The sequence below is a fragment of the Ralstonia sp. A12 genome (assembly GCF_000801955.1).
In the GTDB taxonomy this organism is placed as follows: Bacteria; Pseudomonadota; Gammaproteobacteria; order Burkholderiales; family Burkholderiaceae; genus Ralstonia.
In genome coordinates this window covers 63,258-77,797 of the sequence record NZ_JSZO01000014.1, presented here as the reverse complement: position 1 = coordinate 77,797, position 14,540 = coordinate 63,258, and the positions used below count along the sequence as shown (strand labels likewise).

General features: G+C 64.4%; 15 protein-coding genes. 8 read left to right on the top strand and 7 right to left on the bottom strand.

Annotated features, from left to right (window positions below):
* Positions 1–3: 3 nt before the first annotated feature.
* The gene (locus PI87_RS17315) at positions 4–306 is read left to right on the top strand and encodes a DUF493 family protein (RefSeq protein WP_039598963.1); all 303 of its coding nucleotides are present in this window, start codon (positions 4–6) and stop codon (positions 304–306) included.
* A 73-nt stretch (positions 307–379) separates the two neighbouring features.
* On the opposite strand, the gene PI87_RS17310 is transcribed toward PI87_RS17315, so the two are convergent.
* A complete protein-coding gene (locus tag PI87_RS17310; RefSeq protein ID WP_039598962.1) occupies positions 380–1,342 on the bottom strand; it encodes a transcriptional regulator GcvA in 963 nt (320 codons plus the stop codon).
* 159 nt (positions 1,343–1,501) lie between these two features.
* Between PI87_RS17310 and PI87_RS17305 the strand changes: the two genes are divergently transcribed.
* The 3 genes from PI87_RS17305 to lipA all read left to right on the top strand — a co-directional run bounded on the left by PI87_RS17305 (position 1,502) and on the right by lipA (position 3,785).
* Positions 1,502–1,861, top strand: coding sequence for a DUF2917 domain-containing protein (locus PI87_RS17305; protein ID WP_039598961.1), 360 nt, complete (start codon positions 1,502–1,504; stop codon positions 1,859–1,861).
* A 178-nt stretch (positions 1,862–2,039) separates the two neighbouring features.
* Positions 2,040–2,729, top strand: a complete 690-nt coding sequence (gene lipB / locus PI87_RS17300; RefSeq protein ID WP_039598960.1) for a lipoyl(octanoyl) transferase LipB — start codon at positions 2,040–2,042, stop codon at positions 2,727–2,729.
* Positions 2,730–2,783: 54 nt separating this feature from the next.
* Entirely contained in the window at positions 2,784–3,785 is a 1,002-nt protein-coding gene (gene lipA / locus PI87_RS17295; RefSeq protein WP_039598959.1) for a lipoyl synthase, read from the top strand.
* A 78-nt stretch (positions 3,786–3,863) separates the two neighbouring features.
* On the opposite strand, the gene PI87_RS17290 is transcribed toward lipA, so the two are convergent.
* Together PI87_RS17290 and PI87_RS17285 are read right to left on the bottom strand one after the other, a co-directional pair.
* On the bottom strand, positions 3,864–4,322 hold the full coding sequence (locus PI87_RS17290) for a hypothetical protein (RefSeq protein WP_039598958.1): 459 nt from the start codon (positions 4,320–4,322) through the stop codon (positions 3,864–3,866).
* Positions 4,323–4,734: 412 nt separating this feature from the next.
* Entirely contained in the window at positions 4,735–5,724 is a 990-nt protein-coding gene (locus PI87_RS17285) for a zinc-dependent alcohol dehydrogenase family protein (RefSeq protein ID WP_039598957.1), read from the bottom strand.
* A gap of 108 nt (positions 5,725–5,832) precedes the next feature.
* Between PI87_RS17285 and PI87_RS17280 the strand changes: the two genes are divergently transcribed.
* Positions 5,833–6,726, top strand: a complete 894-nt coding sequence (locus tag PI87_RS17280; protein ID WP_039598956.1) for a LysR family transcriptional regulator — start codon at positions 5,833–5,835, stop codon at positions 6,724–6,726.
* Positions 6,727–6,781: 55 nt separating this feature from the next.
* On the opposite strand, the gene PI87_RS17275 is transcribed toward PI87_RS17280, so the two are convergent.
* The 4 genes from PI87_RS17275 to PI87_RS17260 all read right to left on the bottom strand — a co-directional run bounded on the left by PI87_RS17275 (position 6,782) and on the right by PI87_RS17260 (position 11,230).
* Positions 6,782–7,084, bottom strand: coding sequence for a CBU_0592 family membrane protein (locus PI87_RS17275; RefSeq protein WP_039598955.1), 303 nt, complete (start codon positions 7,082–7,084; stop codon positions 6,782–6,784).
* A 63-nt stretch (positions 7,085–7,147) separates the two neighbouring features.
* Complete coding sequence (locus PI87_RS17270; protein WP_198139575.1) at positions 7,148–7,933, bottom strand: TorF family putative porin; 786 nt, start codon at positions 7,931–7,933, stop codon at positions 7,148–7,150.
* A gap of 35 nt (positions 7,934–7,968) precedes the next feature.
* A complete protein-coding gene (gene betA / locus PI87_RS17265; protein ID WP_039598954.1) occupies positions 7,969–9,690 on the bottom strand; it encodes a choline dehydrogenase in 1,722 nt (573 codons plus the stop codon).
* Between the two features lie 16 nt (positions 9,691–9,706).
* Entirely contained in the window at positions 9,707–11,230 is a 1,524-nt protein-coding gene (locus PI87_RS17260) for an aldehyde dehydrogenase family protein (RefSeq protein ID WP_052321583.1), read from the bottom strand.
* Positions 11,231–11,498: 268 nt separating this feature from the next.
* On the opposite strand from PI87_RS17260, the gene PI87_RS17255 reads away from it, so the two are divergent.
* From PI87_RS17255 to PI87_RS17245, 3 genes are all read left to right on the top strand, one after another.
* Positions 11,499–12,944, top strand: a complete 1,446-nt coding sequence (locus tag PI87_RS17255; protein ID WP_084209999.1) for a helix-turn-helix domain-containing protein — start codon at positions 11,499–11,501, stop codon at positions 12,942–12,944.
* 203 nt (positions 12,945–13,147) lie between these two features.
* Complete coding sequence (locus PI87_RS17250; protein WP_039598953.1) at positions 13,148–14,227, top strand: DMT family transporter; 1,080 nt, start codon at positions 13,148–13,150, stop codon at positions 14,225–14,227.
* Positions 14,224–14,526 carry a hypothetical protein gene (locus PI87_RS17245; protein WP_039598952.1) on the top strand — a complete coding sequence of 101 codons (303 nt, stop codon included), beginning with the start codon at positions 14,224–14,226 and terminating at the stop codon, positions 14,524–14,526. The genes PI87_RS17250 and PI87_RS17245 overlap by 4 nt, the downstream gene beginning before the upstream one ends.
* Positions 14,527–14,540 lie beyond the last annotated feature (14 nt).

The following is a 14,540-nucleotide window of genomic DNA, read 5'->3' as shown; positions in this document are numbered from 1 at the left end:
GACATGACCTCTTCGCACACACCCCCGCCGCCGGGCCACATCCCGCCCGAGCAATCGCTGATCGAGTATCCGAGCGACTTCCCCATCAAAGTGATGGGGGCGATGCAGGATGAGTTTGCCGAGACGATCGTCAAGCTGGTTCAGCAGTTCGATCCGGAGTTCCACGCCGGCCGCATGGAGATGCGCCCGTCGTCGAGCGGCAACTACCTCGGCCTGACGGTGATCGTGCGCGCCACCAGCCGCGAGCAGCTCGATTCGCTGTACCAGGCACTGACCAGCCATCCGATGGTCAAGATCGTGCTGTAAGGCACCTCGCGCACCAAACAAAACGCCCCGGGTCATGCCGGGGCGTTTTGTTTCTGTGATGCGCAACCGCACGTCACCCTTTGGCGACATGCCCCAGGCAGACCGTGTTGTCATCCATCAAGCGCTCCAGCTTGAGCTTGAACGCCGCAATCTCCGGCAGCAGCCACGCACGGAACGCCTGCATCTTGGGCATCTGCAGCGCGCTGTGCGGGCAGACGAAGTAGTAGTTCCACGGGCACGGCGTGGTTGTCTCGAACAGGCGCACCACGCGGCCTGCAAGCAATTCGTTGAAAGCCAGTGTCGGGCGGATCAGCGCAATGCCCTGCCCCGCCGCCGCGGCCTGCAGCAGCAGCGACGAATCCTGGAACATCAACCCGCCACGCGGCTCGACAAACCCCTCCAGGCCGGCCGCATCAAACCACGGTTTCCAGTCCTCGCCCTCGCTGCGCAGCAGCGTCATGCCCGCCATCTCGGCCAGCGTGCGCGGCAGGCGACCACCGTTGTACGAGGGGCTGCAGATCGGGAAGAACACGTCGTCGAGCAACTTTTCCACATACAGGCCCGGATAGTTGCCCGAGCCCATGCGCAGCGCCACATCCACCTCTTCACGCCCGAAATCGACCAGTGCGGGGCTGGAGAACAACTCCACTTCCAGCTCGGGGTGCTTTTCGATGAAGGTGCCGATGTGCGGTGTCAGCCAGCGCGCCGCAAACGACGGCATGGTGCTGATGGCCAGGCGGTTGTCGCGGTTGCCCGCGCGCAGTTGATGCGTGGCCTGGGCGATCTGGTCGAGCGCCTCGCGCACGCGATCGGCATAGACACGGCCCGCGTGGGTGAGCGTGACGCGCTTGCCGCGCCGCTCGAACAGCGGCACGCCCAACTCTTCCTCCAATGTGCGCATCTGGTGGCTGACCGCGCCGTGCGTGACGAACAGCTCCGTCGCTGCGCGCGAAAAACTCTCATAGCGGGCCGCCGCCTCGAACACCCGCAGCGCGCCCAGCGGGGGCAGGCGCATCGGTTCGCGGATCTCCGTCATATTCCCTCCGGATTTTCGGTGTGCCGCCTCTTATCTCTATGTGAGCAGCACTATCAAAGACAACAATATATATCGTTTTGTACTAGGCAACCAACCACCTAGACTACTTCTACGGCAGGCCCCACCCCGACGCCCAAGGGCCACATTAAGGAGCCGATCATGAAAGCTGTACTAACAAAAATTGTATTCACTCTCCAACCCGGCGAAGTGGTGGCACTGCGCATGCCGGCGAACCAGAACCTGCGCGTTGAAGAGGCCTACGGCCGTGACGTGTGGGTCACGCACGAGAACAAAGCCGGCGATGAATGGCTGCACGCTGGCGGCAGCGTGGCGGTCAAGCGCGGCGAGGAAATCGTCGTCTCGGTCGACCCGAAAGCTGCTGGCCCGGTGTCGCTGGCCGTGGAAGCCCTGGACGGTCACATGCCGCGCAAGCCGTGGCACGTGACGAACGGCTGGCGCCATACGCTGGCCGCGCTCGGCTGGAACGAGCACGCCGACACGCCTGTCGTGGCCGCCTGAGTTGGCCGCTTGAGCACGCCGAACCTGTTTTAAGCCTCCTTTTGCGGCGTGTGCCGTGAAAGCCCGATGCCGGTGCGATGCCTCCCATCGCGCCGGCATCGTTTTTTGGGCCACCCCTGCGAGCAAGCTGGGCAAAGGCGCCCGACGCCATCGGCGCCCGTGCGATACACTCGCGGGCATGATTCCGATTGACATCGTCGAACGCGGTTTGCAGGACTACGCCGCCTGCTTCGACGAAATGCAGACCTTCACCGCCCAGCGTGGCCCCGACACCCCCGACACGATCTGGCTGGTCGAACACCCGCCGGTGTTCACGCTCGGGCTGGCCGGCGACCCGGCACATCTGTTGGCCCCCGGCAACATCCCCTTGGTGAAAGTCGACCGTGGCGGACAGATCACCTACCACGGTCCCGGCCAAGTCGTCGCTTACCTTTTGCTGGATTTGCGCCGCCGCGGGCTGTTCGTGAAGGCCCTGGTCGACGCCATCGAGGCCGCCGTCATCGAGACACTCGCCACGTATAATGTCGCCTCCGAACGCAAGGCTGGCGCCCCCGGCATCTACTTGGTCGACGGGCCGCACCAAGGCGCCAAGATCGCCGCGCTGGGGCTGAAGATCCGCAACGGCTGCAGCTACCACGGCGTGAGCCTGAACCTGGCGATGGACCTGTCGCCCTTCACGCAGATCAACCCGTGTGGCTATGCCGGCCTGGAAACTGTCGACATGGTGACCGCCGGTGCCCGTGATGCGTCCGGGCGCACGGTCGATGCAACCGACTGGCAACCCGTTTCCCGCGTACTAGCCGATGCGCTGGTCGCCCAATTGCAGCAACGCGCGCAAGCGCAACCTGCCGAGGCCGCTACTGCCTAGCGGCCGGCACGCAGCACCGATAAGCGTGTGCCACAAGCGCACGCGGAGAACACGATGACCGATTCCGCCACCGGCGTTACTGAAAGCGCCGTCACTTCCGCCCCGTCGAACAAGCCGTACGACGCCACGGCCAAGCAGAAGTCGCTCGACAAGACCGCGCGCATCCCCATCAAGATCGTGCCGGCCGAGAAGCTCAAGAAGCCGGACTGGATTCGCGTCAAGGCCGCTACCGGCAACTCGCGCTTCTACGAGATCAAGGACATCCTGCGCGCCAACAACCTCGTGACGGTGTGCGAAGAGGCCAGCTGCCCGAACATCGGCGAGTGCTTCGGCAAGGGCACGGCCACGTTCATGATCATGGGCGACAAGTGCACGCGCCGCTGCCCGTTCTGCGACGTCGGCCACGGCCGCCCGGACCCGCTCGACGTGAATGAGCCGGAAAACCTGGCCAAGACCATCGCCCAGCTCAAGCTCAACTACGTCGTCATCACCAGCGTCGACCGCGACGATCTGCGTGACGGCGGCGCCCAGCATTACGTCGATTGCATCTCGCGTACGCGCACCCTGTCGCCCTCCACGCGCATCGAAGTGCTGGTGCCGGACTTCCGCGGTCGCCTGGAAAAGGCGCTGGACATCCTCCAGGAATGCCCGCCGGACGTGATGAACCACAACCTCGAAACCGTGCCGCGCCTGTACAAGCAGGCCCGCCCGGGCGCGGACTATGCGCACTCGTTGAAGCTCTTGAAGGACTTCAAGGCCCGCAACCCGAACGTGCCGACCAAGTCCGGCCTCATGGTCGGCCTGGGCGAGACGGATGAGGAAATCCTGGAAGTCATGCGCGACATGCGCGAGCACGACATCGACATGCTGACCATCGGCCAGTACCTGGCGCCGTCGGGCCACCACCTGCCGGTGCTGCGCTACGTGCATCCGGACACCTTCAAGATGTTCGAAGAGAAGGCCTACGAGATGGGCTTCACGCACGCCGCCGTGGGCGCCATGGTGCGCAGCTCGTACCACGCCGATCAGCAGGCGCACGAAGCCGGCGTGGTCTGATCGCCAAGCAGTAACGCTGCACAAACAAAAAGGGCCTTGGGGTGAAACCCAAGGCCCTTTTGCTTTGGTGCCGCTCGATCAGGCGTTCGAAGCAGCGTCCTTCGGATACGACGCATCGCCGTTCCACGACAGGTAACCGTAGGTGTCGGCCTGACGGTCAGCACCTTGGGTGTACGGGTCGAACTTGGCAGCAGCACCGTCCGTGTACGGATCAGCCTTGGCGATTGCACCATCGGTGTAGGGGTCAGCCTTGCCGACGGCGCCTTGGGTGTACGGGTCAAAGCGGTCGCCCTTCCACGACAGGTAGCCGTAGGTGTCAGCCTGGCGGTCAGCGCCTTGCGTATAGACGTCGTACTTGGTGGCGGCGCCCTGGGTGTACGGGTCGGCCTTGGCGACAGCACCTTGCGTGTACGGATCGGCCTTCGTCTGCGCGGCTGCGGCCGGTTGGGCCGACAGCAGTGCGGCGGAAGCAGACACGGTGGCCACCAGGGCCAGGAGGGTGTTACGGGAGAAAGCGGTAGCGAGACGGGTGTTCATGATCGGCTCCTTATGTGCCTGGGTGTTCGGTTGCGCTCAGTTCGTTGCGCTTGAGAGCAGAATAGATCGTTGCCCATCATGGATAAATAGCCATTCCAAGAAAAGACTGTTCTCTCAGTATCAACAATTAACGGGCGTGCGGTGCTGCACAAGAACCCGTCCCAAACCCCGCGCTGACATGGGATCGCGGCATACTGCAGCGCAATATCATCACCGTTCGGCCAGTTGCTGGGCGGCGGATCGCATGGCTCACAACCGATTCGCGTTCCAGGGAGGTACCGATGGGGTGCTATGCAATGCACACGCCAGCAGTGGACATCGTCATTGCCCATCGAGTTAGGGGCGCCGAGCGCGCCCTGATTCCCGCGCTGGAGCGGCATCGCGCGCCCCAGCGCCGCCGCATCGAGCCACCTCAGACCGTCACGACAATCTTGCCGAACTGCTGGTTGGATTCCAGATAGCGGTGCGCATCAACGATCTGCTCCAGCGGGAAGACACGATCGATCACCGGCTTGAGCGCGCCAGAGGCCAGTCCGTCGAGAATGAACTGCTTAGCAGCAGCCAGCTTGGCGGGATCACGTACCACGCGCTGGTAGGTGTACCCGTGTACGCTCAATTGCTTGCCCAGCGCCGCGAACAGCGGGAACGGCGTTGGCTCCGGGCTCAACGCACCGTATTCGATCAGCACGCCGTCATTGGCCAGCACCTCAGCCAATTGCAGCACTTGCGACCCGCCAATCGGATCAAATGCCACGCGCGCACCGGCATCACCGGTGATGTTTCGCACGCGGGCAACGAGGTCTTCGTCTTGCGTAACGATCACGTGGTCAGCGCCGACCGTGCGTAGTGCCTGCGCCTTGTCGTTGGTGCGCGTGGTCGCAATGGCGGTCGCCCCAACACTGCGCGCGAGTTGGATTGCCGCCAGCCCGACGCTGCTCGATGCCGCGGTAATGACGACGGCATCGCCGCGCTGCAACTTGGCTAGGTCGATCAGCGCGCCCCATACCGTCACGTACTGCATCCACACGGCGGCGGCCTCCGTCCAGCCCAGCGAAGCCGGGTGCTTGACGGTCACGTCGGCCGGCACAGTGGCGACCTCGCCGTACATGCCCCAGCGGGTGATCGACAGCGGCGGCACGACACTCACCGCATCGCCAATGGCGAAGCCCGTCACGTCCGGGCCGATCGCGCTGACAACACCCGCCGCCTCGTAGCCCAAGCGGGCCGGAAATACCGGCGCCTCCAGATACTGCCCTGAGCGGAACATCGATTCGGCCCGGTTCAGGCCGAGCGCCTTGACTTGCAGGGTGACCTCGCCCGGCCCCGGCGGCGCGACTTCGATGTCGTCAAAGCGCAGCACTTCCGGGCCGCCGTTTTCGTGAATGCGTACAACGCGCGCCATGTTGGCTCTCCGTTCAAGGTTAAGGAATCGAGCCCTGACTATAATTAGCGCCCATTCAGAGATAAATCTCCGCTCTGAACCATCTATTGAAACGATTGGTTTCCAATCATGGATCGACTCACCAGCATGGCGGTCTTCGTCAAAGCCGCCGAAACGGGTTCGTTTGCATCGGCCGGGGTGGCGCTCGACCTGTCGTCACAGATGGTCGGCAAGCACGTGCGCTTTCTGGAAGCGCACTACGGCATGCGCCTGATCAACCGCACGACGCGTCGCCAGAGCCTGACCGAAGCGGGCCGCGCCTTCTACGAGCGCAGCCGCGCCGTACTGGCAGAGTCCGAAGCCGTCGATGCGCTGGCCGCCAATCTGCAGGCCGAGCCGCGCGGCACGCTGCGCATCAATGCGCCGATCAGCTTTGGCGTGCATTGCCTGGTGCCGATGCTGGCGTCGTACCTGCGCGCGTATCCCGAGGTGCAGGTCGACCTGACGCTCTCGGACCGCATTGCCGATGTGGTGGACGAAGGCTATGACGCGGTGATCCGTATCGCGCCGCTGGCCGACTCCGGCCTGATCGCGCGGGCACTGATGCCGTATCGGTTGGTGGTGTGTGCCTCGCCCGCGTATCTCGCTGCCCACGGCACGCCGCAGCATCCGAAGGAACTGACCGAACACGAATGTCTGGGCTTTGCGTACTGGGCGTTGCCCACCGCACTCGACTGGCAATTCACCGATGCGCACGGGCAGGAACACGGGGTGCGCGTGAAGAGCCGCTTCTCGAGCAACAACGGGGCCGGGCTACGCATGGCGGCGCTCGAAGGGCTGGGCATCATCCTGCAGCCCGTGGAACTGGTGCAGGAAGACCTCGCCACAGGCAGGCTGGTCCAACTGCTTGTGGACTACGAACCGCCATCGCGGCCGATCCACCTGCTCTACTCGCCCGACCGGCGGCCCACGCCCAAGCTGCGCAGCTTCATCGATGCCGTGATCGCGGCATTCGGCAAATAGCGCGGCAAAAAAAAAACCGCGCTAGAAAGCGCGGTCTTGGCAGAACAACACGAACCTATTGCTGCGCGGGTTGCCCCGGGCGCGGTGCGCCGGGCACCTCCGCCACCGGCCGCCCTGCCTGCTTGTTCCTCCACCACCCCATCAGCGTCAACACCAGCCAGAAGAATTGCGTGAGAAATGAGGCGAGGTTGAATGCACCCATCAATGAAATCAGGATGCAGGCGGGTCCGAGCAGGTTGAGCCGAACGGCAAACGCGCCAGTCGGCGATTTATGCAGGACCTGCACGCCAAAGTGCGCAGAAACATAAGCGGCGACGCCGACCAGACCGACAATGTCGGTAAAACCCAGGGAGGCCATGGTGTGTTGCTCTCAGAGCGAAGGTTGTGGGGAAAAGGTTGAAGGGAAGACGTCGCCTGCCGCTCAGTACGTCGCCGTCAGCTTGAGCGCAACCGTGCGGCGGCCGAGCGTCATGCGGTCGATGCCGTTGCGCGCCGAAATCTGGTGGGCGTAAGCAGGTGCATCCGCTCCCGTGAAGGCGGCGGACAGCATCAGGAATTTGTTGATGGGCCGCGATAGCTCGACGCGGTAGTCGGTGAAGCCGAATGCGCTGTGGTTGCGCACGTGCTCATGGCCAACGTGCAGGCCGAGCGTGAATTCGTTGGGCAGCGGCACGGCCCAGTTGGCTTCGGCATAGGTCGAACCGCGGCTGCCTTTGTCGATACCGTCGGCCAGCGAGTTGCCATCAAAGCCGAAGTAGTTCGACAACGATGTCCACAGCTTGAACGACACGCCGTGCCAACCGGCGCCGGCCATCCATTCCGTATAGCCGTAGCCGGTGGCCGGGCCGCCTGCAAAGGCCTTGTCATAGCGGGCACCCGGATACCAGTAGCGATACAGCCCCGTGGTCAGCTCGATACCGTGCGCGATGGTGGTGGTGTAACCAACGTAGGTGTCGATCTCCGCATGGCCGCCGGCGATGACGTGATCGCTGATCTGTGAGCCCCATGCGCCGATGTAGAAGCCGTTCGGCGCCGTGTAATCGACGCCGGCTTGCAGAACAGGCTTGCCCCACGTCTGGCGCAGGCCGCGCGACACGTACTGCGAAACGACGGAGGCATTGGCCGACCAGCGTTTGCCCTCGCTGGCCGGTGTCTCTTCGGCAAATGCGGGCAGCGCAGCAGCGCATGCCGCCGCCCCGCTCAGCATCGTCGCGATCCTCTGCCAGCGCACCGACCAGCGCATCAGGCCGTCACCAGTTCGCTGGCGACCAGCGGCTTGGCGGGCGCCTGCAGCGGCGACTTGCCATGCACGTAGAACGCCGCATCCGAGCGCGCAAGCGGTGCCAAACCGCGAATACGATCGGCGATCTTCTCGGCCATCATGATCGTCGGCGCGTTCAGGTTGCCGGTGACGATGCGCGGCATGATCGACGCATCAACCACGCGCAGGCCGTCGAGCCCGTGCACACGGCCTTCGTTGTCGACCACGGCCATCGGGTCGTCCGCCGAGCCCATCTTGCAGGTGCAGGACGGGTGCAGTGCGGTCTCGGCATGGTGGCGCACGAAGGCGTCGATCTCGGCATCAGTCTGCACACTTGGGCCAGGGCTGATCTCGCGGCCTCGGTACTGGTCGAATGCGCGCTGCGCGATGATGTCGCGCGTGATGCGCACCCCGGCGCGGAACTCGCGCCAGTCCACGTCGTGCGCCATGTAGTTGAACAGGATGCGCGGCTTGTCACGCGGGTCACGCGAGGCGAGCTTCACGTAGCCCGTGGACGGCGAGCGCATCGACCCAACGTGGCACTGGAAGCCGTGCATCCTCACCGGGTTGCTGCCGTCGTAGTTCACCGCCAGCGGCAGGAAGTGGTACTGGATGTTCGGCCATTCAAAGCTGTCGTCGCTGCGGATGAAGCCGCCCGCTTCGAAGTGGTTGCTGGCGCCGGCACCGGTGCCGTTCAGGTACCACTCCAGGCCGACCTTCGGCTTGTTGTACCAGAGCGTGTTTTCGTAGATCGACACCGGACGCAGGCACTCGTACTGGATGTACATCTCCAGGTGGTCCTGCAGGTTCTCTCCCACGCCCGGCAGATGCGCGACCGAGTGGATACCCATCGCGCGCAGCTCATCCGCGTTGCCCACGCCCGAGCGCTGCAGCAACTGCGGCGACGCGATGGCGCCACTGGTGACAATCACTTCGCGGCGCGCGCGCCACGTTTCGCGATTGCCATCCATCAGCGCTTCAACGCCCACGGCACGCGTGCCCTCGAAGATCACGCGATCGGCCAGCACACGCGGCAGCACCGTCAGCGTGGAACGCTTGCGCGCATTGTCGAGAAAACAGAGCGACGTGCTGGCGCGGCGGCCCTTGGCATTGACGGTACGGTCCATCGGCCCCAGGCCTTCCTGACGGTAGCCGTTCAGGTCATCAGTGGCTGGAATGCCGGCTTGCTCACCGGCTTCGATGAAGGCGTGGAAGAGCAGGCTGTTGTCCTGCTTGGGCGTGGTCACCTGCAACGGGCCCGAATCGCCGTGCCAATCGTTGGCACCCTTGTCGTAGGTTTCCGACTTGCGGAAGTACGGCAGGCAGTCGGCGTACGTCCAGTCATCCAACTGGAAGTCACTCGCCCAGCGCTCGTAGTCCATCGCGTTGCCACGGATGAAACACATGCCGTTGATGAGCGATGAGCCGCCCAACCCCTTGCCGCGGCCCTGCGACATGCGGCGGTTGTTCATGTGCGGCTCGGGCTCGGTCTCGTAGGCCCAGTTGTATGTCGTGCCCTGCAGCGGATACGCCAGCGCGGCCGGCATCTGCGTGCGGAAATCCCAGCGGTGGTCAGGGCCGCCCGCTTCGAGCAGCAGCACGGTCACGTCCGGGTCTTCGGTCAGGCGCGCGGCCAGCACGCAGCCAGCCGAACCCGCGCCCACGATGATGTAGTCGTATTCCTGTACGGTGTTCGTCGTCAAAACTTACCCTCCCTGGTTACTCAGCGTCCTTGCCGAACCAGCCCATCGGAGCCGGTGCGAGGTTGATGTAGCTGTGCTTGAGTTCGGTGTACTCGTCCAGACCACCTCGGCCGAGCTCGCGGCCAATGCCACTGGCCTTGTAGCCGCCCCACGGCGCTTCCGGGAAGTACGGGTGGTAGTCGTTGGCCCACACGGTGCCGAAACGCAGTGCGCGGCTCACGCGGTTGGCGCGATCCAGATCGCGCGTCCACACCGCGCCGGCCAGGCCGAACGGCGTGTTGTTGGCACGGCGCACGGCTTCTTCTTCGGTGTTGAAACGCTCGATGGTGAGTGCCGGGCCGAAGATCTCTTCGGTGGCGATCTTCATGTTGTCGTGCACATTGGTAAGCACGGTCGGCTCCAGCCAGAAGCCGCGCTCAAAGGCCTTGCCTTCCGGCACCTTGCCTCCACAACGCAGCACCGCACCTTCGGCCACACCGGCCTGAACCATGTTGATGATCTTCTGGCGCTGGAAGGCCGACTGCACCGGGCCCATCTGCGTGCCGTCGTCAAAGCCGTTGCCGATACGGATGCGTTTCACACGCTCAACCAGCGCTTCGACAAAGCGGTCGTGAATACCGTCTTGCAACATCAGGCGCGAGCCCGCCGAGCACACCTGGCCGGCGTGGAAGAACGCGGCGTTGACGGCGTGATCGACGGCGGCATCGAAGTCCGCATCGTCAAAGATGATGTTCGGGTTCTTGCCGCCCAGTTCCAGGCCGATCTTCTTGAAGTTGCCGATGGCCGCGTTCATGACGGCCGCACCTGCCACCGCACCACCCGTGAACGAGACGAGATCCACGTCTAGGTTGCGCGACAACTCGGCACCGGCTTCACCCGCGCCGGTAATCAGGTTGAACACGCCCGCCGGCACGCCGACTTCAATCAGCAGCTCGGTAAAGCGGTGCGTGGTCAGCGGCGTCAGGTTGCTCGGCTTGATAACCACCGTGTTGCCCGCACCCAGCGCCGGGGCGATCTTCCATGCGGCCTGCAGCAGCGGGTAGTTCCACGGCGTGATCAGGCCGCACACGCCGACCGGCTCGCGCAGCGTACGGCTGATGACGTGCGACGGCGCTTCGTTCACCAGGCCCGACTCGGTGGCGACCAGGCCTGCGAAGTAACGGAACGTGGCGGCAATGCCATCCATGTCCCAACGGCTTTCGATGAGGGTCTTGCCGGTGTTCAGCGATTCGAGCGTGGCGAGGTTTTCCGCATCGGCGTCGATGGCGTCAGCAATGCGGTTGAGCAGGCGGGCGCGCTCGCGCGTGCCGGTGTTGCGCCACGGGCCTTCGTCAAAGGCGCGGCGGGCGGCGGCGATGGCGCGCTGCGCATCGGCCACGGACGCATCGGCGGCCTGCGTCAGGACGTTTTCGTTGGCGGGATCGACGATGTCGCGGTACACGCCGCCTTCGGGCTGCACCCACTGGCCGTCGATATACAGATCAAGACGGGGCGCCAGTGTGGCGGAGCGGAAATCGGTGGAAAGGGAAGCTTGCGTCATATCCAGTAGCCCTGTTGATGGCTGGCGCACAAAGAAGACGGCGCCCGAAATGCCGACACCGTAGCGCCCGAGCAGGCGTGATTTGGTGCGGCGACCCAGAAATTCACTGTTGGTGTTTTTATTTACCTTTAGAGAATTATGGACTAGTCTAGGAAAAATTAGTTGCCACAGGCCAATCGTTAAGACCTAACAAACACGCAAACCAATAGATTTTTGCTATTTACGACGCGCTATACTGTCGCGAACAACTTCCAGTGAATTCCGCTTCATGACCGCCGCTGCACTTCCATCATCCGACGGCCCGCTTGATGACGACAGCTTTGCCGGCCGCCTCAAAGGCGTGCTGACGCGCGGCCGCATCCAGCTCAAGCAGGTGGCGGCAGCGCTGGGCGTATCGCCCTCGGCGGTGCACAAATGGACGCGCGGCGGCGAGATTGAGTACGCCAACCTGCTGGCGCTGGCGCGCTTTCTGAACGTGAACTGGCTGTGGCTGCGCTACGGCGACCGCGCCCTGGCCGACCTGGAAGCCAACCTGAACACCGACACCCGCGCCCGCGAAGGTCGCCAGAAACACCTGGCTGCCATCATGGAAAGCGAGGCGCGCATGACCTTCGCGCAGGAGATTTCCGGCGTGGTCACGTGGGAGTGGAACCTGCTGACGGATGCGGTGGCGTATTCGCCGAATGCCGCGCGCCTGTTCGGCCGGCCGATCCGTACGCTGGAAGATTTCTGGCAATGCGTCGCGCCGGAAGACGCGCCGGGTGTGCAGGCCGCCATCGCGCAGAACCTGGCCGACGGCGGTGTCTACGCGCATGAATTCCGCATCCACCCGGCGCCGGATGCGGTGCGCTGGATCGTCTCACGCGCCACGCTCGTGCGGGATGCGCAGGACCGCCCGGTCAAGATGATCGGCCTGAGCCTGGACATCACTGAGCGCCGCACGGCCGAAGCCGCGCTGCGCGACTCGGAGGCGCTGCTCGCCAAGGCGCAGCAGATTGCCCATCTGGGCAGCTGGATCTGGGAACCCGGCAGCGACGCCTGCCGCTGGACGGACGAGGCCTACCGCATCTTCGGCTGGGCGCCACAAGCCACGCCGGTAACGATGGCGCGGTATCTGGACTCGATCATCCCCGCCGACCGCGCCCGCGTGCAGGCCGTGCTGGACCAGGCGGTCGCGACCCGGCAGCCGTACCGCATGGAATACACCATCACCCTGCCCGACGGCTCACGCCGCCACATCTGCGAAGAAGGCGAGGCGCAGGACCCAACAGCGGCCACCCCGACGATGATCGGCGCGGCGCAGGACGTGACCGCCGACGTGGAAGCGCAGGCCGCCTTCCGCGACAGCGAAGCCAAGCTGCGCACGCTGTTCGAGCAGGCGCCGGTCGGCATTGCACAGGTGAGCCTGGAAGGCCGCTGCCTGCGTGCCAACCCGTGGCTGTGTCGGCTGCTGGGCCAGTCCGAAGCGGCGCTGCAGCAGCGCACGCTGCTCGACCTCACGCACCGTGATGACCTTGCACGCCACCTGCGCCAGTACGGTGAGCTGCTCGCCGGCACGGTGCCAGCCTATGCGCTCTCGCTGCAACTGGTACGCGGCGATGGCTCGGCCGTACCGGTGCGCGTGACCACGTCACTGGCGCGCGATCCGGCCACCGAGGCGCCGCTGCACCTCATCACCGTGGTGGACTTGGTGCCCGAGGCGGGCGCCTCTTAACGGACGCACCACCGTCACTTGACGTTGCATACGTCAACTTCTGACAAACCCGTCAATCGTTGCGACTGATTTTCCGGCAAGCCTGGAGGGCCGGCTTAGACTCACCCAGAAATACCATCAGTTAATTTTTACACCTCCAGTAACTTTCGTGCCACCCGCATGATGGGCTCGCGGGCACGGCGCACAGAACAAGGAGACCGGCTTTGGCTTCATCTTCCGCCGCCCGCGCGGCACATCATCGACGCACGCTGCAGTGGGGTTACCGCTGGGCGCTGTGGGCCGCCATCCTGTGGGGTGCGTGGTACGTGCCGGGCACCGCCGTCTGGCATGAGTCGCCGTTCGCCACCATCGACCTCTCCGACCCGCGCGTCTTCCTCACCTGTGCGGCGGTCATCACGGCGTTCCATAGCTGCATGGTGGTGCTGTTCCAGTGGGTGTGGCTCGGCACGCTCGGCAAGCTGGGCGATTACTTCCGCACCCTCGGCCAGTTCCGCAAGATTTCACGCTGGTACTTCATTGCAGCCGTGGCCGGCGGGCTGATGGCCAACTTCGGCTCATACCTGGCGATGGGCTATGTGGGCGCGGTGTTCGCGGCGGTGGCCGGCCTGCTGTATCCGGTGGTGGGCGCGACGGTGGCCAAGCTTTGGTACAACGAGCGCATCAGCGCGCGGGCAGCCGTGGGCATCGCCATCATCATCCTGGGCGGCGTGGCGATCTACGCGCCGGCGCTGATGGCCGAATCGCACAGCGGCGGCAACCAGTGGATCGGCTACCTGGGCGGCGCCATGGCCGCCATCGGCTGGGGCCTGGAAGGCGCGATCGTCGGCCGCGCGATGGATGTGACGGACCCTGATTGCGGCGTCTCCATCCGCTACACCGCCGAGGCCATTTACTGGGTCGCCCTCATCCTGCCGGCCATCGCGCTATTCGCGCATGTGCCAGTGCCCGTCACGGAGATTGCCGCGGGCATCGTGCATAGCAAGGCGCTGCTGTGGCTGGCGGTGGGCGGACTCACCTTCTCGTTCTGCGCGGTGGCCTGGTACAAGTCCTTCCCGCTGATCGGCGTGGGGCGCGGGCAGGCGCTGGGCGCGTTCTACGCGATGTTCGCCACCCTCTTCACGGCCATCTTCACGCTGCAGTTTCCGGAGTGGTACTTCCTGATCGGGCTGGCGCTGGTGATCTTCGGCGGCTTCGTGATGGTGTCGGAAAGCTCGGAAAACCTCGAAGTGATTCGCGGCACGGCGCCTGCCACTCCCATAACAACAACGGAGACACACGCATGAAGCTGCACATGAAGGGCTACATCCTGCAACTGTTGGCCGACGGCGACGGCCTGTGGGACGGCGACATCGCCCACCGCACCTGCATCGAATACGGCAAACCCGAAGACGACTACTGGACAGGCAGCATCCGCGCCATCCTGGCCGACCTGTACTCCGGTGGCTTGGTGCAGACGCCGGACGACATGCTGGACGAAGCCACCGGCAAGATGCACTTCCGCTACACCATCACCGAGTTCGGCCGCCAACGCATGGCGGACACTGGCCTGATCGACGTCGAACCGAAGGAGACCACGCAATGACGAGCTACTGGGGC